An 18,441-nucleotide genomic window follows, 5' to 3' on the forward strand; every position below is an offset into this window, starting at 1 on the left:
GTGAACTGGGTCACCCGCGAATTGCCGCGACGTTACGTCGATATGTCGATGCTGTGACATGGGGCACGGTCACACATTCCGCGTCCGGAGGATGTGCGTCCTGACCGGCGTGCCCCGGTGCGGTTGGTAACGTCCGCTGCGTGCCGACCTCCCCGTCCCTGGCGCCTTCGCCGGCCTCCCCGCCCCGCGTCGTCCGTCACCGGCGGGCCGACCTGATCGTGGCGCTGGTCGCGCTGGCGCTCGCCGTCTGGGTGACCAGCGGGCTGTGGCAGGGCCCGAACAGCCGCGCCATCACGGTCAACTCCAGCGACCAGGCGCTCTTCGAGTGGCTGCTGGCCTTCGGCGGCCACGCGGTGACCCACGGCGACAACCCGCTCTTCACCTACCTGGTCAACGTCCCCGACGGGGTGAACCTCGCGGTCAACACCTCGATCACCGTGTACGCGGTGGTCTTCGCGCCGCTGACGTACCTGATCGGGCCGCCGGCCACGTTCCTGGTGATCCTCACCCTCAACCTGGCCGCCACCGCGTTCGCCTGGTACTGGCTGCTCTCCCGGCACCTGCTCCGCAGCCCGCTCGCCGCCGCCGTCGGCGGGCTGTTCGTCGGCTTCTCCCCCGGCATGGTCTCGCACGCCAACGCCCACCTGAACTGGACGGCGGGCTGGCTGGTGCCGCTGCTGATCTGGCGGACCTTCGCGCTGCGCCGTTCCCGGCACCCGCTGCGCGACGGCGCGATCCTCGGCCTGCTCGTCGCCGTCGCCTTCTCCATCGCCGCCGAGGGGCTCTTCTTCACCGCGCTGGCGCTCGGCGTCTTCGTCGCCGTCTGGGCACTGCACCCGGTGCACCGCGCCGAGACCCGCGCCGTGCTGCCGACCTTCCTGCGCGGCCTCGGGGTGACCGCCGTCGTCGCGGGGGTGCTGCTGGCGTACCCGCTGTGGCTGCACTTCGCCGGCCCCCAGCGCTTCCACGGCACCGGCTTCGACGCGATCATCCACTCGGAGGACGTCGTCGCGTACGCGGCGTACCCGCGCCGGTCGCTCGCCGGGGAGATGGGGCTGGGCACCCAACTGGCGCCGAACCCGACCGAGGAGAACTCGTTCTTCGGCGTTCCGCTGCTGCTGCTCGCCGTCGCCTGCTTCGTGGCGCTGTGGCGCCGGGCCGACCCGGCCCGCCGGGCGACGCTCTGGGCGCTTGGCGTGACCGCCGCCGTCTTCACCGTGCTGTCGTTCGGGCCCGTGGCCAAGGTCGACGGGCGCCGCTTCGACCTGCCGATGCCGTTCGACCTGCTCGGGCACCTGCCGGTGGTGAACGCCGCCCTGCCCGCCCGGCTGGCGCTGGTCGTGGCGCCGGTGATCGGGGTGCTGCTCGCGTACGCCGTGGACCAGCTCCGCGCCGATCCGCCCCGGCGCCGACCCGCGCGGCTGGCCTGGTGGGCGGGGTTCGCGCTGGCGCTGCTGCCGCTGGTGCCGACGCCGCTGCTGACCATCGAACGCGAGCCGGTCCCGCGCTTCATCACCGCCGGGACGTGGCGGGAGCACGTCTCCCCCGGCGGCGTGCTGACCCCGGTGCCGCTGACCCTCGACGTCTACCCCGACGGCCAGCGCTGGCAGGCGTACGCCCTGGCGCACCGGCAGGGCGAGTTCGCCATCCCCTCCGGTTTCTTCCTCGGCCCCGGCGGCCCCGACGGCCGGGGGCGGATCGGCCCGCCGCCGCGCCCGTTCGGCGCGCTGGTGGACCAGGCCGGCCGGACCGGGCTCGTGCCGATCATCACCGAGGGCAGCGTCGAGGAGGTCCGCGCCGACCTGCGGCACTGGCGGATCGAGACGATCGTGCTGCCCGACGAGGTGCACGGGGCGAAGTGGCCGGTCGACGAGGAGGCGATCCGGCGTACGGTGACCGCGCTGCTCGGCCCGCCCGAGCGGGTGGACGACGTGTGGCTGTGGCGGGTCCCGCAGGGCTGAGTCGTCGCCCCGGCCGAGCGCGGGCAGCCGACCCGCCGCCGGTCCCGCCGTGAGCCGCGTCACCGATGGTGACCGGCCGGTACGGGTTTAGGCTTGGCGGCGTGACCACGACGACCTCCGGCCTCACGGCCGTCCGCGCCGGTGTCCTCGACTACCAGGCCGCCTGGGACGAGCAGCGCCGGCTGCACGAGTCGGTGGTGGCCGGCGAGCGCGGCGACACCGTGCTGCTGCTGGAGCACCCGAGCGTCTACACCGCCGGCAAGCGCACGGAGCCGTGGGACCGTCCCATGGACGGCACCCCGGTCGTCGACGTTGACCGGGGCGGCAAGATCACCTGGCACGGCCCGGGGCAGCTGGTCGGCTACCCCATCGTGCGGCTGCCCGACCCGGTCGACGTGGTCGCCTACGTCCGCCGCACCGAGCAGTTGCTGATCGACGTCTGCGCCGAGTTCGGGCTGACCGCCGGCCGGGTCGAGGGGCGCAGCGGGGTCTGGGTGCCGGAGGACGACCGGGGCCCGGCCCGCAAGGTGGCGGCCATCGGCATCCGGGTCGCCCGCGGCGTGACCCTGCACGGCTTCTCCATCAACTGCGACTGCGACCTGGGCCACTTCGACCGGATCGTGCCCTGCGGCATCCGCGACGCCGGGGTCACCTCGCTCACCGCCGAGCTGGGCCGCCCGGTCACCGTCGCCGACGTGCTGCCGGTCGTGGAGCGCCACCTGCCCACCCTCGTCACGGCCTGACCGGTGCGGATCGACCTCGTCACGATCGTCGTGGCCGAGTACGACCCTGCCATCGACTTCTTCACCGAGGTGCTCGGCTTCGAGCTGGTGGAGGACTCCCCGTCGCTGACCAACGACGGCCGGCCGAAGCGCTGGGTGGTCGTCCGGCCGCCGGGCGCGCAGACCGGGCTGCTGCTGGCCCGTGCCGACGGCGACCGGCAGGCCCGATCGGTCGGCGACCAGGTCGCCGGCCGGGTCGGCTTCTTCCTCCAGGTCGACGACTTCGACGCCGTCCACCGGCGGATGGTCGAGGCGGGCGTCGAGTTCGTGAAGCCGCCGCGCACCGAGCCGTACGGCCGGGTCGCCGTCTTCCGCGACATCGCCGGCAACCTCTGGGACCTCCTCGGCCCAACCTGCCCCACCCCCCACCCCCGGCTCCCCCGTCGATCATGAGGTTGGCGGCGAAGTCGATCTCCTTCAGTGCCGCCAACCTCATGATCGCCGCCTAGCCCCCAGGGGGTCAGGGGTCAGGGGGTGAGGCGGTGGAGGTCGCGGGGGAAGGCGGTTACCTCGCGGACGTTGGTGGCGCCGGTGAGGCGGGCCACGAAGCGTTCCAGGCCGATGGCGAAACCGCCGTGCGGCGGCATCCCGTGCCGGAACGCGTCGACGTAGCCGGCGTACGGCTCGACCGGCTCGCCCCGGGCGGCGAGCGCCACCAGGTAGTCGGCGTGCCGGTGCAGCCGCTGCCCGCCCGTCACCAGCTCCAAACCGCGGAAGAGCAGGTCGAACCCGTTGGAGTACGCGGGCCGTGCCGGGTCCGGGTGGGTGTAGAAGGGCCGCTTCGCCATCGGGTAGCCGGTGACGAAGAGGAACTCCGAGCCGTGCTCCCGCCGCGCCCACTCGCCCAGCGCCCGCTCGTGCGCCGGGGCCAGGTCCGGCTCGTCGGCCGGCGCGCCCGCGATCCTGAGCGCCTCGGTGAAGTGCACGGCGGGAATCTCGGCCGGCACGTCCGGGACCGACACCCCGAGGGTGGCGAGCGCGGCCCCGGCCCGCCCGCGTACCGCGTCGAGCATGCCGGCCACGGTGTGCCGCAGCACGGCCATCACGTCCCGGTGGTCGGTGACGAAGCCCAGCTCGGCGTCGAGCGAGGTGTACTGCGCCAGGTGCCGGACGGTGTCGTGCGGCTCGGCCCGGAACACCGGCCCCACCTCGTAGACCCGCTCGAAGACGCCGACCATGAGCTGCTTGTAGAACTGCGGCGACTGCGCCAGGTACGCGGGCCGGCCGAACCAGTCCAGGGCGAAGACGTTCGCCCCGCTCTCGGTGGACGAGCCGACCACCTTCGGGGTGTGGATCTCCACGAAGTCGCGGGCGTCGAGCGTGGCCCGGAACCCGGCCACCGCCGCCGCCGAGACGCGCAGCGCCGCCGCGCGGGTCGGGTGACGCAGCGCGACGGGCGCGTGGTCGAGCTGGGTGGGCAGGCTCGCGGTGAGCGCCGGCCGGTACAGGTCGAACGGCGGCGGTACGGCGGGCGGGCCGAGCGGTCGTACCGTCGGCGCCGTCAGCTCGACCCCGGCGGGGGCCGTCGGGTTCGCGACCACCGTGCCGGTGACCTCGACGACGGTCTCCTCGGTGAGTTGCTCCACCTCGGCGCGCACGGCCGGGTCGGTGACCACCACCTGGGCGAGGCCGGCGGCGTCCCGGACGATCAGGAAGGCCACCGACTTGAGCAGCCGGTGGCGGTGCACCCAGCCGGCGATCCGGACGGGCACGCCGACATGGGCGGAGAGTTGGGTGGAAAGGATGCGTTGCACTGCGGGCTGCTCCTCGATCGATCGCAACGCCTGCGCCGCCTTGGGGGCGGCGACAGCATCGCCTCAGCCCCGGGAGGTGTGGGCGAGCGGGAAACCTCGCGGTGCCACCACACCTTCGCCCCCGCTGGCGGGGGCCTCGTTCGTCGCCTTTTCACCGGGGCCAGCCGGGCGGGCTCTACTGGGCGGGGGGCGTCCCTTCCGCGCAGTCGCGCGGCAACCGGCCACCCGCCGTTCTTCCCGCAGCTCGGGAGGGTCTTCGCGCACCCGGTGCCAGACCGCCTCGCAGCAACCGGCGGCTCTCTTCAACCGGCGGGTCGGGGCGCTACTCGGCTCCGTCGCAGCTCTGCCGGGCACGCTAGCAGCCCCACCATGCTCCTGTGACGGGTTTTTCCCGGCCTCGGTGTCCGGCGTCACAAGACTGGCGGGGTGACGCCGGTCGCCCGCGCTACATCGACGGCGGCCGTCGGGCGTAGGCTCGGTTTTGTGACGATCGAGCACTCCGCGCCGACGACCGGCCAGGCAGCGCGCACGACGACGCCCGCCCCCGAGGGGCGGCGTCTCCTGCGGATCGAGGCGCGCAACGCCGAGACGCCGATCGAGCGCAAACCGCCGTGGATCAAGGTCAAGGCCAAGATGGGGCCGGAGTACACCCAGCTGCGCGGGCTCGTCTCGCGCGAGGGGCTGCACACCGTCTGCCAGGAGGCCGGCTGCCCCAACATCTACGAGTGCTGGGAGGACCGGGAGGCCACCTTCCTCATCGGTGGCGACCAGTGCACCCGGCGCTGCGACTTCTGCCAGATCGACACCGGCAAGCCGGCCGAGTTCGACGCCGACGAGCCGCGCCGCGTCGCCGAGTCGGTGGTCGCGATGGGCCTGCGCTACGCGACCATCACCGGAGTGGCCCGCGACGACCTGCCCGACGGTGGCGCCTGGCTCTACGCCGAGACCGTCCGGCAGATCCACGCCCTCCAGCCCGGCTGCGGCGTCGAACTGCTGATCCCCGACTTCAACGCGGTCCCCGAGCAGCTCGCCGAGGTCTTCGGCGCCCGGCCGGAGGTGCTCGCCCACAACGTCGAGACCGTGCCGCGGATCTTCAAGCGGATCCGGCCGGCCTTCCGCTACGAGCGGTCGCTGGACGTGCTCCGGCAGGCCCGCGCCGACGGGCTGGTCACCAAGTCCAACCTGATCCTGGGCATGGGCGAGGAGCGCGCCGAGATCTCCCAGGCGCTGCGCGACCTGCACAACGCCGGGTGCGAGCTGATCACCATCACGCAGTACCTGCGGCCCACCCCCCGGCACCACCCCGTCACCCGCTGGGTCAAGCCGGAGGAGTTCGTCGAGCTGCGCGAGGAGGCCGAGGAGATCGGCTTCGCGGGCGTGATGAGCGGGCCGCTGGTGCGCTCGTCGTACCGGGCCGGGCGGCTCTACCGGCAGGCGCTGGAGGCCCGCGAGGGCCTTCCGGTCACCGCCGGCTGACCCACCCCGGCGACGCGCCGGGGTCGTTCGACCACGGGCCGGCGGTCAACTGCCATGATCGGCTGATGACCGTCGGCGTACGCCAGCGGTGGCGCGACGCGCGTCCCGCGCTCCCGCCCGACCGGCGGCCTTTACTGCCGACGGTCCTCGCCGTGCTCGCCGTCGTGGCCGGGACGGGCTACCGCCTCGGCCTGCTGCTGCACGACGCGCCGCCGACCAACAGCGACGAGGCCACCATGGGGCTGGCCGCGCTGCACATCGCCCAGGGGCGGGAGTTCCCCGTCTGGTTCTACGGCCAGGCGTACATGGGCACGCTGGAGGCGTACCTGGCCGCGCCGGTGTTCGCGCTGGTCGGCCCGTCGACGCTCGGGCTGCGCCTGCCCACCCTCGCCCTGTACGCGGTCTTCGTCGTGCTCGCCTGGCGGCTGACGCTGCGGCTGACCGGGGACCACTGGTTCGCCCTGCTCGTCGTGGCGCTGCTGGCGCTGGGCTCGGACCGGGTGGTGAAGAACCAGCTCATCGCCGGAGGCGGGTACCCGGAGATGAACGCGGCCGGGGTGGCGCTCGCCGTGCTGGCGTACGACCTGGCGGCCGGCCGGCCGGGGCGTCGACTGCCGCGCTGGGCGGCGTGGGGCTTCCTGGCCGGGCTGATGGTCTGGGTGGACCCGCTGGTGCTGCCGTACGTGGCGGCGACCGGCGCGGTGCTTCTCGCGTACGGCCGGCGGGAGCTGCGCGGCCGGGCCGGTGCGCTGCTCGGTGCCGCCGCGCTCGTCGGGGCCGGGCCGTTGCTGGCGCACAGCCTGGCGGCGGGGCGCGACCCGATCGCGGCGGTGCTCGCCGCCGGAGGCTCCGGGCAGCCCGCCGGCTGGGCGGACCGGCTGCACGGGGGGCTGGTGCTCGGCCCGCCCCTGGGCATGGGCTTCTGCTCCCCGAGCCACTGCACGCCCGGCCAGTTGTGGTGGGCGGTCGCCCTCCCGCTGCTGCTCTTCGCGGCCGCCCTCTCGGCCTGGCGCGCGCTGCGCCCACCCGTCGGGGATCTTGGGCAGTTGCCGTTCAGGGCCGACGGCAACTGTCCAAGATCCATCGTGGCGACGGCCCCGGTGGGCGGGGCGGTCCGGCTCGCCCTGGTGGCCGCCGCCGTCGCGACGCTCGCCGTCTACACCGTCAGCAGCGCCGCGGGCCGCACCCCGGTGGAAAGCTCCCGGTACCTGTCCTGCCTGCTCATCTCCGTTCCGGCCCTGCTCTGGCCGCTCTGGTCGGCCGCCCGCCGCGCACCCCGCCCGCGCACGGCCGGCACGATCACGGCCGGGGCGGACACGGCCGGCACGCACACGGCCGGGGCGGGCACCGTCCGGACGCGCGGTGGTGCCGGGGCGGCAGCGCGGTGGCGGGGCACGGTCGGCATCGCGGCGGTCCTGGTGCTCGCGGCCACGCTGGGCACCGCCGCCGTGGCCACCGCTGGCGCGGTCGACGCCGCGCCGGCCGCCCGGGCCGCCGAGGCGCGGCACGCCGAACTGGTCGCCGCGCTGCGCCAGCGGGGCGTCCGGCACGTGTACGGCGGCTACTGGACCTGCAACCGGCTCACCTTCGCCACCGTCGAGGACGTGCTCTGCGCGGTCGTCGACGACGACCTGCGCCCGGGACACGACCGGTACCTGCCGTACCGCCGGGCGGTGCGGCAGGCGGCGGCGCCGGCCTGGGTCGCGCCGGCCGGCTCACCGCTGGCGGCCCGTCTGGACGAGCGCCGGCACGCCGACCCGGCGCTCGACCTGGTCACCGTCCCCGGCTGGCGGATCTACCTGCCCCGCCCCTGACCGGCTCGTTCACCCCTGGTCCCGCGCACCGCCGGGCCGGTCGCCCCCGGCTGGCGACAGGTCGGCAGGGCGCGGCAGGCACACAGCGGGGCAAAGACGCCGCGCAGGCACGGCGCCGCGAGCCACCGAGCGGGCGCGGAGCGCGGAGCGCGGAGCGCCGAGCGCCGAGCGGGCGCGGATCGCCGAGCGGGCGCGGATCGCCGAGCGCCCGCCGGGCGGCGGTCAGCGGGGCGTGGTGGGAGCGCCGAGCAGGCCGAGGCGGTGGGCCAACGCGGCGGCCTCGACGCGGTTGCTCACGTCGAGCTTGGCGATGATCCGGGAGACGTGCACGCTGGCCGTCTTCGGCGAGATGAAGAGCCGCTCGGCGATGCGGCTGTTGCTGTGGCCCTCGGCGACCAGCCGCAGCACCTCCCGCTCGCGCCGGGTGAGCAGGTCGGCGCCGGGACGTCCCCGGGTCGCCCCGCGCAGGCCGACCCGGCGGGCCAGGGTGGCGGCCTGCGCCGCGAGCGGTGCCGCGCCCAGCCCGTCGGCGATCGCGGCGGCCTCGGCGACCGCCGCCGCCACCTCCTCCCGCTCCCCCGCCGCGGCCGCCGCCTCGGCGAGCGACAGCAGCGCCCGCCCGAGGGGGTACGGCTGCCCGTCGGTGCGCCACGCGGCGACCGCCGTACGCCACGCCGCGAGTGCCGCGCCGCCGACGGCCAGGAGGGCCGCCACCTGGGCGGCGTGCGCCCGCTCGGCCGGATGACGGGCCGGCAGGGCGGCGGCGAGTGCGGACACCGCGTCGGCCAGTTCGGCGTCCCCGGTCCGCGCGGCGGTCCGGGCGACGGCGCTGAGTACCGGCCAGCCCTCCCGGGGAAGCTGCGGCAGGCGCTCGTCGGCCAGCGCGGCGTGTGCCGCGCGTACCGCGCCGTCCGGGTCGTCGGCCGCCAGCGCCGCCTCGATCCGCAGCTCCCGCAGCGGCAGCCGGTGGTTCGGCCACAGGTAGGGCCGGGCCAGGAAGGCCAGGGCGCGCTCCACCAGTTCCTCGGCGGCGGCGTGGGCCCGGGCCAGCCGCAGCCCGGCGCGGAGCTGGAGCCAGTGCAGGCCGGACACGCCCGGCAGGTCGATCCGGGCCGCCTCCGCGCAGGCGGCATCGGCCTCGTCCCAGCGGCCCAGGGCGATCAGCGCCTCGGCCTGGTTGGACAGCAGGTACGCGCCGGTGGAGCGGCTGACGCCGACCCTGCGCGCCTCCGTCGCCCCGGCGGCGGCCGCGTCGGCCGACTCGGCGTACCGGCCCAGCTCGAACAGCACGTCGGAGAGGTGGACCAGCGCGCTCACCAGCGCCGGCGCCGAGCCGGCGGCGCGGGCCCGGTCCTCGGCCAGGCGCAGCCCGGCCAGGCGGCGCTCGGGTGACGGCTCGGTGCGGCAGAGGATGGTGATCCGGGTCGGCAGCAGCTCCAGGTCGTCGCCGAGCGCCTCCACCGCCTCCGCCGCCTCGGCCGCGAGCGCCCCGGCCTGCTCGGGGTCGAGCCGGAACAGCTGCGCCGCGATGTCGGCGAGCAACCGGACCCGTTCCGGCCCGTCCGGCGCCCCGCAGGACAGCCGGTACGCCTCCCGCAGCTCGGCCGCGCCGTCGCTCTTGCCGAGCATGGCCAGCATCCGGCCGCGCCGGTCCAGCAGCCGCGCGGCGCGCAACGGCTCCGCCTCGACGTCCACCTCGGCCAGGGCGGCCCGGGTGAGGGTGAGCGCGCGCTGGTAGTCACCGGCGGTGGTGGCGGCGGCGATGGTCTCCTCCAGCACCGCGAGGTGGTCCATGTCGAGCCGGTCGGCCGCGTCGGGCACCAGCTCCCACAGCTCCAGCACCCGTTCCAGCAGCCGGCTCTGCTCCGCGTACGCGTACCGGTCGGCGGCGGCGCGCGCCGCGGTGCGGGCGGTCACCAGGGCCCGGGGGTGGTCGCGCGCGGCGTACCAGTGGTGGGCCGTCTCGGCGGGGGCCCGGCCGGCGGCGACCAGATGCGGCTGGGCCTCGATGGCCGCCGCCCAGCGGGCGTGCAGCCGGGCGTGCTCGCCGGGCAGCAGCTCGTCGTGGACGGCCTCGCGGACCAGCGCGTGCCGGAACTCGTAGTCGCCCTCCGGGTCTGCCACCACGAGCTGGGCGGCGACGGCGGCGCGCAGCGCGTCCTCCAGCTCCGGCTCGGGCAGCCCAGCGACCTCGGCAAGCAGTTGGTGGGCGAACCGGGTGCCCCCGGCGGCGGCCATCCGCAGCACCCGCTGGGCGGCGTCGGGCAGCCGGTCCACCCGGGCCAGCAGCAGGTCGCGCAGCGTCTCGGGCAGCGTGCCGCAGCCGGCCGGGCCGCCGGCCGCGGCCAGCTCCTCGATGAAGAACGGGTTTCCCTGGGTACGTTGGTGGATGTCGTCGACCGCGCGGGCGAGCGGCTCGACGCCGAGCAGGTCCGCCAGGATCGCCCCGGTGCCGTCCCGGTCGAGGCGGCCCAGCTCGATCCGCTCGACACCACGGGCCCGGTCCAGCTCGGCGAGGAACGGCCGCAGCGGGTGGCCACGGTGCAGCTCGTCGGTGCGGTAGGTGCAGACCAGCAGCAGCCGGGCCGTGCGGGCGGCGCGCACGAGGAAGGCGATCAGGTCGCGGGTGGACCGGTCGGCCCAGTGCAGGTCCTCGATCACCAGCACCAGGGGCTGCCCGGCCGCGAGCCGCTGGAACAGCTCGGCGACCAGGTCGAACAGGTAACCACGCGGGGCGTCCGGAACGAGTGCGACGGCGGGCGCGGCGACGCCGACCGGCCCTCGGGCGAGCTCCGGCAGGAGGCGGGCGAACTCGGCCTCGTACCCGTCGAAGACGCCGGGGCCGTCGCGGCGCAGCACCGCCCGCAGCGCGGCGGCGAACGGCGCGAAGGGCAGCCCGGCCTCGCCGAGTTCGAGGCACTGGCCGACGAGCAACCGCGCGCCGGCCTCGGTGGCCGAGCGGCCGAACTCCTCCAGCAGCCGGGTCTTGCCCACCCCGGCCTCGCCGCCGACCAGGACCGTGGTCGGTTCCCCGGCGCGGGCCCGGCCCAGGGCGTCGCGCAGGGCCGCGATCTCCTGCTGACGGCCCACGAGGACGGTGCTGGCGGCGCGTACGGTCACGGCTCCGAGCATGCCACGGCCCTCGCCGCCGCCGACTCCGCTGACCGGCCGGTCAGCGGAAGGCACCCGGCGCGGGTCGCGGGCCGGCCGATCGGCACGTTCGGCCTGTCGCCGGCCGGCCCCCGCGCCGTCGGCCCGTCCACGGCCGGCCCGCACGCCGTCGTCCTGCCCACGGCCAACCCGGGCGGTGTCGGCCTGTTCGCGGCCAGCGCGCACGGCGTCGGCCCCCGGCGGATCGGTGGCGACCGCCGGGGGCGCGGAGCCGCTCACCGACGCGCGTCGCCGGCGCGTCCCGGGTGATGCCGGCGACTGAGCCAGTCGCGCGTGGTACGGCGCGGCAGGGCCCGGGCGAGCCGGTCGACCGCGGCCTCGGCGTGCAGCTCGGCGGCGTGCGTACGGTGGATCGAGAGGATGAAGTCTGCGTCGTTGCCGAACATGTCGGGCTCCCTGCGGTCGTCTTCGGCTGTCGACTCCGACTCTGCGCGCGAAGGTGCCCCGGGGGCATGGGTCCGCCGCCCGATCTTCGCCCGCCCGCCCTCCTTACGCCGGCCCCTCGGCGGCGGTACGGCGGCGTAAGGTACTCAGCCCGGCCGCGGACAACGCGACGTGCGGCGACCACTAGACTCTGCGGCATGGCAAAGCCCCAGGAGAAGGTCTCGTTCGGCCAGCGGCTGAAGCAGATCGGGATGGTGTTCAAGTTCACCGCCAAGCAGGACCGGTGGTTCGCGCCGTTGGCCGCCGCCGCGGTGCTGATCCCGCTCGCGCTCACCGTGGTCGCGGTCCTGCTCTGGGGCTGGCTCTGGCTGCCGCTGGGCATCCTGTTCGCCCTGCTCTGCCTGCTGATCGTGCTCAACCTGCGGTCCAACAAGGCGATGATGAACGCCGCCGAGGGGCAGCCCGGCGCGGCGGCCCAGATCATGGAGAGCATGCGCGGCGACTGGCGGGTCACCCCGGCGGTCAGCTCCACCACGCAGATGGACATGGTCCACCTGGTCATCGGCCGGCCCGGGGTGATCCTGCTGGCGGAGGGCAACCCGCAGCGGGTGCGCGGGCTGCTCGGCCAGGAGAAGCGGCGGCTGGCGAAGGTGATCGGCTCCGCCCCGCTCTTCGACTACGTGATCGGCCAGGAGGAGGGCGAGCTGCCGATCCGCAAGCTGCGGATGACGCTGATGCGGCTGCCGCGCAACCTCAGCGGCAAGGACGTCAACTCGCTGGACAAGCGGCTCAAGGCGCTCACCGCCCGCCCGCAGATGCCCAAGGGCGCGATCCCGAAGAACATGCGACCCGCGCGGGGCGCGTTCCGCCAGACGCGCGGTCGCTGACCTCCGACGCGTACGCGAAGAGCCGGGCCTTCTCGCAGGGCCCGGCTCTTGCCGTTCGTCAGGGGCGGGGGGCGTCGGTGACGACGGAGCCCGCCAGGCGGTCGTGCAGGCCGCGGCGGTGGCCGTCCATCAGCAGGGCCGGGACGACCAGGGCGAGCAGCAGACCGCGCAGCAGTGCCCGGGCCACCCCGATGCGACCGCCGTCGACCCAGGCGACGCAGCGGATCTTCGTGATGAACATGCCCGGCGTCTGCGCGAAGAGCCCGAGGAAGAAGCCGTACTCGACGATCAGCACCAGCACGGGAGCCCACCCGTCGCGCACCGGGTCGGCGAAGCCCCCGGCGACGAGTAGGCAGAGCACCCAGTCGATCACCAGCGCGCCGAACCGGCGCCCCAGGCTGGGCGGGGTGAAGGCGGGATCCGTCGCGGGCGGTACGGGGCGGTCATGCGGCTTGGTCACAACGGTCAAGGGTATCCAGGGCGTACGGACGGATCGGGGACGGTAGCCCGCACCCGGGCGGCAAAAAGGGGCGAAAGCGAGCAAGTGTCAATAGAATGGCACAGCCGGGGGCGTCCCGTCGCACGGTCCGGCCCGCCCGAGCGGCGCGGATGACGCTCCGCGAGGGACGTAACACGGCAGAAACACTCAAGACATGGCCGGGCAACCGCGCGGCCATAGCGTCGCCAAGAGCCTAGCCACCCGTGGACGTGCCAGGAGGACGTGTGTTCGCCAATCCCGAGGAACTCCTGCGATACCTCAAGAACGAGGACGTGAAGTTCGTCGACGTACGTTTCTGTGACCTGCCCGGCGTGATGCAGCACTTCAACCTGCCGGTCGAGTCTGTCGACGATGCCTTCTTCACCGAGGGCCTGGCCTTCGACGGGTCGTCGATCCGCGGTTTCCAGGCGATCCACGAGTCGGACATGCTCCTGCTCCCGGACGTCGCCACCGCCTTCATCGACCCCTTCCGGGCGCAGAAGACCCTCGCGCTCAACTTCTTCATCCACGACCCGTTCACCCGCGAGGCCTACAGCCGGGACCCGCGCAACGTGGCGAAGAAGGCCGAGGCCTACCTGGCCGCCAGCGGCATCGCCGACACCGCGTACTTCGGCGCGGAGGCGGAGTTCTACATCTTCGACTCCATCCGCCACGAGACCTCGGCGCACCAGTCGTTCTACTACATCGACTCGATCGAGGGCGCCTGGAACACCGGCCGCGAGGAGCCGGGCGGCAACCGCGGCTACAAGACCGCGTACAAGGGCGGCTACTTCCCGGTGCCGCCGGTCGACCACCTCGCCGACCTGCGCGACAGCATCGTGCGCCGGCTGGTCGACAGCGGGTTCACCGTGGAGCGCTCGCACCACGAGGTGGGCACCGCCGGCCAGTCCGAGATCAACTACCGGTTCTCGACGCTGCTGCACGCCGCCGACCAGCTCCAGCTCTTCAAGTACATCGTGAAGAACGAGACCTGGGCCAACGGCAAGACCGCGACGTTCATGCCCAAGCCGCTCTTCGGTGACAACGGCTCCGGCATGCACACGCACCAGAGCCTGTGGCTGAACGGCGAGCCGCTGTTCTACGACGAGACCGGCTACGCCGGCCTGTCGGACATGGCCCGCTGGTACATCGGCGGCCTGCTGCACCACGCCCCGTCGCTGCTGGCCTTCACCAACCCGACGGTCAACTCGTACCGTCGACTGGTGCCGGGCTTCGAGGCGCCGGTCAACCTGGTCTACTCGCAGCGCAACCGCTCCGCCTGCACCCGCATCCCGGTGACCGGCAGCAACCCGAAGGCCAAGCGCGTCGAGTTCCGCGTGCCGGACCCGTCGGCCAACGTCTACCTGGCCTTCTCGGCGATGATGATGGCCGGCCTGGACGGCATCAAGAGCAAGATCGAGCCGCCGGCTCCGATCGACAAGGACCTCTACGACCTGCCGCCGGAGGAGTGGGGCGACGTCAAGCAGGTGCCGGGCTCGCTGTCGGCGGTGCTCGACTCGCTGGAGGCCGACCACGACTACCTGCTCGACGGTGGCGTGTTCACGCCCGACCTGATCTCGACCTGGATCGAGTGGAAGCGGGCCAACGAGGTCGACCCGGTGCGCCTGCGCCCGACCCCGCACGAGTTCGCCATGTACTTCGACTGCTGACGCGGCAGAGGAACCACGGAAAGGCCCCGGGTCCGCCCGGGGCCTTTCCGTCTGTGCGCCGGCCGCACCGACCCACCGCCGGGCGGCGCGGCCCGGAACGTTCCTCCGCTCGGCGCGTAACGGACGCCGATATACCATCGCGTCCGTTATATTGCGGGGCGTGGACACACCGCTGCGCGAACCCACCTTCCTGATCCTCACCGCGCTGGCCGGCCAGCCGATGCACGGCTACGGCCTGATCCGCGAGGTCACCGCCCTCTCCGACGGGCGTGTGTCGCTGCGGCCGGGCACCCTCTACGGGGCGCTCGACCGGCTGGTCGACGCCGGCCTGGTGGAGGTCGACCGCGAGGAGGTGGTGGACGGCCGGCTGCGCCGCTACTACCGCCTCTCCCCCGCCGGCGACGCCACGCTGACCGCCGAGACCGAGCGCATGCGCCGCAACGTCGAGGCGGCCACCGCCCGCCTGCGCGCCCGCGCGACCCGGCCGCTCGCGCCGCGTACCGCCGGGGGGCTGGCATGAGCGAGCTGGAGCGGCGCTACCACCGCCTGCTGCGCGCCTACCCGGCCGAGTACCGCCGGGCGCGCGGCGCGGAGATCGTCGGCACGTACCTCGACCTGGCCGGCCCGGAGCGGCGCTGGCCCTCGCCCGGGGATGCCGCGGACCTGCTGCGCGGCGGCCTCCGCCAGCGGCTGCGGGCCGCCGGGGCCGCCGACCTGATCCCGGGCGTACGCCTCGCCGCCGTCCTCGCCTTCCTCACCGCGACCGCCCTGGCGGCGGTCTGGTCGGTGCTGGAACTGCACCCGCCGCGAACGGAGTGGGGCGTGCCGAACGCCGGGCCGTTCGTCTCGCTGGGGATCGGCGCGTGGGCCGCCTGGCTGCTCGCCGCGGTGGTGCACGCCGTGGCGCCGGGCCGCTGGACCCGCCGCGCCGTGGCCCTCGCCCTGCTGTTCACCGTCGCGGTCGTGCCGGTCGCCGCCCTCGCCGGCCTGCCCCGACCGCCGCTGTTGGTGCTGCTGCCGCAGGTCGGGCTGGGGCTGGTGACCCTCGGCCTGCCCGCACGGCTGCCGGCGCGGCTCCGGGCGGCGCCCCTGCTCGCCGTCGGCGCCGCCGGCCTCGCGGGTGTCAACCTGCTGCCCCGCAACGACATCGTCAGCCACTACGGCAGCTATTACTACGGCTGGACCGCGGAACAGATTCTGCCCGGCACCGCCGTGGTGCTGCTCGTGGTGGTGCTGCTGCTCGGCACGGGGCTCGCCCTCCGGGCCGACCAGCGGGGTGGCTGGGCGCTGCTGGTGCTGCTGACCCCGGTGGGCCTGCTGTCGCTGCACATCCTGGCCGGAATGGCGGACGGCCTGCTGAATGGTGCGCCCCGGCCGGGCTGGTCCGCGCTCGCCGCGACGGCCGTCGTGGTCGGCCTGGCCGGCCCCGCGCTGCTGCCGCTGACGATCGCCCTGCGCAAGCGCGGGCGCGGAGCAGTGCCGGCCGGAACCGGCGACCGCTGCCCGACCTGCGGGCGCACCGCCGAGCGGGTCGCGTAGAGCAGCGGCACCCGCGCGACGGGTGGAACGCCATGGCTGTCAAAACCCTCCGGTGACAACCATGGCGTTCCACTCGCCCCGGCCTCGGCAGTGAGTGGCACGGCCCAGCTTCGGCGGCGAGTGGCGGGGCCGTTGCCGTCGCGAGGCCGCTCGCGGTGGCGGGACGGCGGTCAGCGGAGGGTGGCCTCCCATGCGTCGGTGTGGGCGTCGAGGTGGTCGGCGGTGGCGAGCCAGTACGGGCCGTCCTCGGTGAAGATCCGGGCCCACGGCTCGCGCCGTTGCTCCGCGCCCTCGCGCAGCAGGTCGTACATGGCCCGGGCGCGACGGCCCAGCAGAGCGGCCAGGGCCGGGCGGGACGCCTCGTCCAGGCGGTAGCCGTCGGCGAAGGCGCGCAGCCGGGCCGCCGACTCGGCCACCGGCCGGTCCGGGCGCAGGCCGGCCATGCTCTGCGCGGCGTACGCGACGTCCCAGAGCCGGGAGCCCGGCGCGGCGGCGTCCCAGTCGATCAGCACCCAGCCCCGGTCCGCCCTGATCAGGTTCCACGGGGCCACGTCGTTGTGGCAGACGAGTTCCTCCCGGTCCGGCGGGATGAGCCGCTGCCACGCCGCCCCGGGCGGCGGGACGAACCCGGCCAGCGCCTCGTGCAGCTCGGCCAGCATCCGGCCGATCGTGAACAGGTCCGCCGCCGCGTACGTGCCGGACGCCGCGCCGACCTCGCCGGGGACGTACTCCAGCACCTGCCGGCCCCGCGCGTCCCGGCCCAGCGGTCGGGGAGCCCCGGAGAACCCCACCGCGTGCAGGTGCTCCAGCAGGGCGTCCACCGCGTCGCTCCAGGGGCCGACCGGGCGGCGCACGGTGTCGCCGACGCGCACCACGCCGTCGGTGGCGTTGCCCGGCAACGGTTCCTCGACTGCGCTCATCCCACGATCATGGCCCCACCGGCCGAAACACGCCGCACGGCCCCGCCGGCCGGAACAGGGCTCGTCAGCCCCGACGCGCGGCACCGGTGCGGCGCAGCCGGAGCAGGCCCCACACCGCCAGTCCGAGCGCCAGCGCGGTCATCGCCAGCGCGCCCGGGGCCTTGGTGAACCGGGCCAGGTTGGTGCCGTCGGGCAGGGCGAGGAAGGCCGCCGCCGCGCAGGGCGCCACGAACCAGGTGGTCCGCCTCGCTGCGATCGCGAGCAGGGCCAGCGGCCAGGTGGCGTACCAGGGATGGAAGACCGGGGCCAGCACGACCGTGGCGGCCAGCGCCAGGCCGGCGCCGAGCAGGGCGGCCCGGGGGCGGGCGGCGTCCAGACGGGCGACCCGCTGCCGCACGTCGTTGAGGCGGCGCAGCCCCGACCAGGCCCGCCACCACAGCGCCGCCACCAGCACGGCGAGCAGCAGCAGCGCCGCCGCGCGGGTCGCCGGCACGGCGCCCGGCTCCCGGCCGGCGAGCCCGCCCGCGTAGTCGACGACGAAGCCCACCGCCGTGGGCGGGGACGTCCACTGCTCGGAGTCACCGCTGCGGATCAGCCCGCCCACCCAGCCCAGCCCGAGGCCGGACAGCAACGAGGTGACCGCCACCGCGCCGAGCACCCCGCCGGCCAGCCAGCCGGCGTCGCGCAGCAGCGCCCGGACGGTGTAGCGGCCGAGCACCGCCGCGAGCGCCGCGAACGGGAGCACCACCACGGCGGTGGCCTTCACGGTCACCGCCAGCCCGAGCAGCGCCCCGGCCAGCAGCAGCGGCCCCGGCCTGCCCGGGCGACGGAGGAGCACCAGCAGGCCCAGCATCAGCAGGCCGAGCATCACCGCGTCGTTGTGCGCGCCGCCGATCAGGTGCACGCCGACCAGCGGGCCGGCCAGCGCCAGCCAGGCCGCCCGGCGGGTGGGCACACCGGCGGCCCGGGCCAGCCCGAGCAGGCAGAGGGCGGCCAGCAGCACCCCGGCGACCGCGAACAGCCGGAACGCCACGATCGCGCCCACCAGGCCGCCGCCGAGGGTCACCGCGAGCGCGGCGAGCAGCACGAAGAACGGCCCGTACGGCGCGGGCGTGTCCCGCCAGATCGGCGCGACCGACTCCACCCAGGGGCAGCCGGCCTCGGCGACGCCGGTGGCGTACGGGTCGACGCCGTGCGCGTACGCCCAGCCCTGGCAGGCGTAGGAGTAGACGTCCCGGCTGCCCAGCGGCGGGGCGGCCAGCAGCGGCAGCGCCCACAGCCCGGCGGTCAGGCACGCCCAGCGCGTCGATGGCGCGCCCCGGCGCAGCGCCCACCAGGCGCCGACCAGCAGGGCGGTGCCGACGAGCCACAGCGCGGCGGCCGACGGCCTTCCACCGGGGCCCGGAACACCGGTGGCCCGGGGCAGCGCGCCGCCGAGCCAGCCGGCGACGGTCAGCAGCACCGCCCCGGCCAGGCCGGCGTAGCGGGCGGACCGGGCGGCACCGGGCGACGGCGGCGGAGGACCGGGCGACGGCGGAGGCCCGGGCGACGGCGGGGTGCCGGACGGGACCGGCGGAGCGCCGGGAGCGGTCACCGGCGTCCCTT

Annotated in this window: 15 protein-coding genes; 9 read left to right on the forward strand and 6 right to left on the reverse strand. The window is 75.2% G+C overall.

All coding sequences use genetic code 11. From position 1 onward, the window contains the following. Nucleotides 1–140: 140 nt before the first annotated feature. The 3 genes from ACFHW0_RS01690 to ACFHW0_RS01700 all read left to right on the forward strand — a co-directional run bounded on the left by ACFHW0_RS01690 (nucleotide 141) and on the right by ACFHW0_RS01700 (nucleotide 3,136). Nucleotides 141–1,961, forward strand: coding sequence for a DUF2079 domain-containing protein (locus tag ACFHW0_RS01690; protein ID WP_416604969.1), 1,821 nt, complete (start codon nucleotides 141–143; stop codon nucleotides 1,959–1,961). 101 nt (nucleotides 1,962–2,062) lie between these two features. Beyond that, the gene (gene lipB / locus ACFHW0_RS01695; protein ID WP_121400431.1) at nucleotides 2,063–2,704 is read left to right on the forward strand and encodes a lipoyl(octanoyl) transferase LipB; all 642 of its coding nucleotides are present in this window, start codon (nucleotides 2,063–2,065) and stop codon (nucleotides 2,702–2,704) included. A gap of 3 nt (nucleotides 2,705–2,707) precedes the next feature. After that, nucleotides 2,708–3,136 carry a VOC family protein gene (locus ACFHW0_RS01700; protein ID WP_416604970.1) on the forward strand — a complete coding sequence of 143 codons (429 nt, stop codon included), beginning with the start codon at nucleotides 2,708–2,710 and terminating at the stop codon, nucleotides 3,134–3,136. Between the two features lie 74 nt (nucleotides 3,137–3,210). On the opposite strand, the gene aspS is transcribed toward ACFHW0_RS01700, so the two are convergent. After that, entirely contained in the window at nucleotides 3,211–4,497 is a 1,287-nt protein-coding gene (gene aspS / locus ACFHW0_RS01705; RefSeq protein WP_416604972.1) for an aspartate--tRNA(Asn) ligase, read from the reverse strand. Between the two features lie 426 nt (nucleotides 4,498–4,923). Between aspS and lipA the strand changes: the two genes are divergently transcribed. Beyond that, nucleotides 4,924–5,973: a lipoyl synthase gene (gene lipA / locus ACFHW0_RS01710; protein ID WP_416604974.1), complete on the forward strand. Its 1,050-nt coding sequence runs from the start codon at nucleotides 4,924–4,926 to the stop codon at nucleotides 5,971–5,973. Nucleotides 5,974–6,038: 65 nt separating this feature from the next. Next, complete coding sequence (locus ACFHW0_RS01715) at nucleotides 6,039–7,787, forward strand: hypothetical protein (protein ID WP_416604976.1); 1,749 nt, start codon at nucleotides 6,039–6,041, stop codon at nucleotides 7,785–7,787. Between the two features lie 222 nt (nucleotides 7,788–8,009). Here ACFHW0_RS01715 and ACFHW0_RS01720 read toward each other — a convergent pair whose 3' ends face one another. Together ACFHW0_RS01720 and ACFHW0_RS01725 are read right to left on the reverse strand one after the other, a co-directional pair. Continuing rightward, entirely contained in the window at nucleotides 8,010–10,907 is a 2,898-nt protein-coding gene (locus ACFHW0_RS01720; protein ID WP_416604978.1) for a helix-turn-helix transcriptional regulator, read from the reverse strand. 266 nt (nucleotides 10,908–11,173) lie between these two features. Beyond that, a complete protein-coding gene (locus ACFHW0_RS01725; RefSeq protein ID WP_199729562.1) occupies nucleotides 11,174–11,344 on the reverse strand; it encodes a hypothetical protein in 171 nt (56 codons plus the stop codon). Nucleotides 11,345–11,539: 195 nt separating this feature from the next. Between ACFHW0_RS01725 and ACFHW0_RS01730 the strand changes: the two genes are divergently transcribed. Further along, on the forward strand, nucleotides 11,540–12,229 hold the full coding sequence (locus ACFHW0_RS01730) for a DUF4191 domain-containing protein (protein WP_416604980.1): 690 nt from the start codon (nucleotides 11,540–11,542) through the stop codon (nucleotides 12,227–12,229). 58 nt (nucleotides 12,230–12,287) lie between these two features. Here ACFHW0_RS01730 and ACFHW0_RS01735 read toward each other — a convergent pair whose 3' ends face one another. After that, nucleotides 12,288–12,689: an RDD family protein gene (locus ACFHW0_RS01735; protein ID WP_121400425.1), complete on the reverse strand. Its 402-nt coding sequence runs from the start codon at nucleotides 12,687–12,689 to the stop codon at nucleotides 12,288–12,290. 263 nt (nucleotides 12,690–12,952) lie between these two features. Between ACFHW0_RS01735 and glnA the strand changes: the two genes are divergently transcribed. The 3 genes from glnA to ACFHW0_RS01750 all read left to right on the forward strand — a co-directional run bounded on the left by glnA (nucleotide 12,953) and on the right by ACFHW0_RS01750 (nucleotide 15,916). Continuing rightward, nucleotides 12,953–14,377, forward strand: a complete 1,425-nt coding sequence (glnA, locus tag ACFHW0_RS01740) for a type I glutamate--ammonia ligase (protein ID WP_121400424.1) — start codon at nucleotides 12,953–12,955, stop codon at nucleotides 14,375–14,377. A gap of 160 nt (nucleotides 14,378–14,537) precedes the next feature. Continuing rightward, a complete protein-coding gene (locus ACFHW0_RS01745; protein ID WP_416604984.1) occupies nucleotides 14,538–14,897 on the forward strand; it encodes a PadR family transcriptional regulator in 360 nt (119 codons plus the stop codon). Next, entirely contained in the window at nucleotides 14,894–15,916 is a 1,023-nt protein-coding gene (locus tag ACFHW0_RS01750; protein ID WP_416604986.1) for a hypothetical protein, read from the forward strand. Before ACFHW0_RS01745 ends, ACFHW0_RS01750 begins: the two co-directional genes overlap by 4 nt. Before the next feature lie 170 nt (nucleotides 15,917–16,086). On the opposite strand, the gene ACFHW0_RS01755 is transcribed toward ACFHW0_RS01750, so the two are convergent. Both ACFHW0_RS01755 and mptB read right to left on the reverse strand, forming a co-directional pair. Next, a complete protein-coding gene (locus tag ACFHW0_RS01755) occupies nucleotides 16,087–16,836 on the reverse strand; it encodes a phosphotransferase (RefSeq protein WP_416604988.1) in 750 nt (249 codons plus the stop codon). Nucleotides 16,837–16,900: 64 nt separating this feature from the next. Continuing rightward, nucleotides 16,901–18,430: a polyprenol phosphomannose-dependent alpha 1,6 mannosyltransferase MptB gene (gene mptB, locus ACFHW0_RS01760; RefSeq protein WP_416604990.1), complete on the reverse strand. Its 1,530-nt coding sequence runs from the start codon at nucleotides 18,428–18,430 to the stop codon at nucleotides 16,901–16,903. Nucleotides 18,431–18,441: the final 11 nt, after the last annotated feature.

This window comes from Micromonospora sp. LOL_025, assembly GCF_048060285.1.
Classification (GTDB): domain Bacteria; phylum Actinomycetota; class Actinomycetes; order Mycobacteriales; family Micromonosporaceae; genus Micromonospora.

What these genes read in the sequence shown, in the direction of transcription:
- ACFHW0_RS01715 (WP_416604976.1), top strand. Translation starts at nt 6,039, where the DNA reads ATGACCGTCGGCGTACGCCAGCGGTGGCGCGACGCGCGTCCCGCGCTC.
- ACFHW0_RS01725 (WP_199729562.1), bottom strand. Translation starts at nt 11,344, where the DNA reads ATGTTCGGCAACGACGCAGACTTCATCCTCTCGATCCACCGTACGCAC.
- ACFHW0_RS01730 (WP_416604980.1), top strand. Translation starts at nt 11,540, where the DNA reads ATGGCAAAGCCCCAGGAGAAGGTCTCGTTCGGCCAGCGGCTGAAGCAG.
- ACFHW0_RS01750 (WP_416604986.1), top strand. Translation starts at nt 14,894, where the DNA reads ATGAGCGAGCTGGAGCGGCGCTACCACCGCCTGCTGCGCGCCTACCCG.
- ACFHW0_RS01755 (WP_416604988.1), bottom strand. Translation starts at nt 16,836, where the DNA reads ATGAGCGCAGTCGAGGAACCGTTGCCGGGCAACGCCACCGACGGCGTG.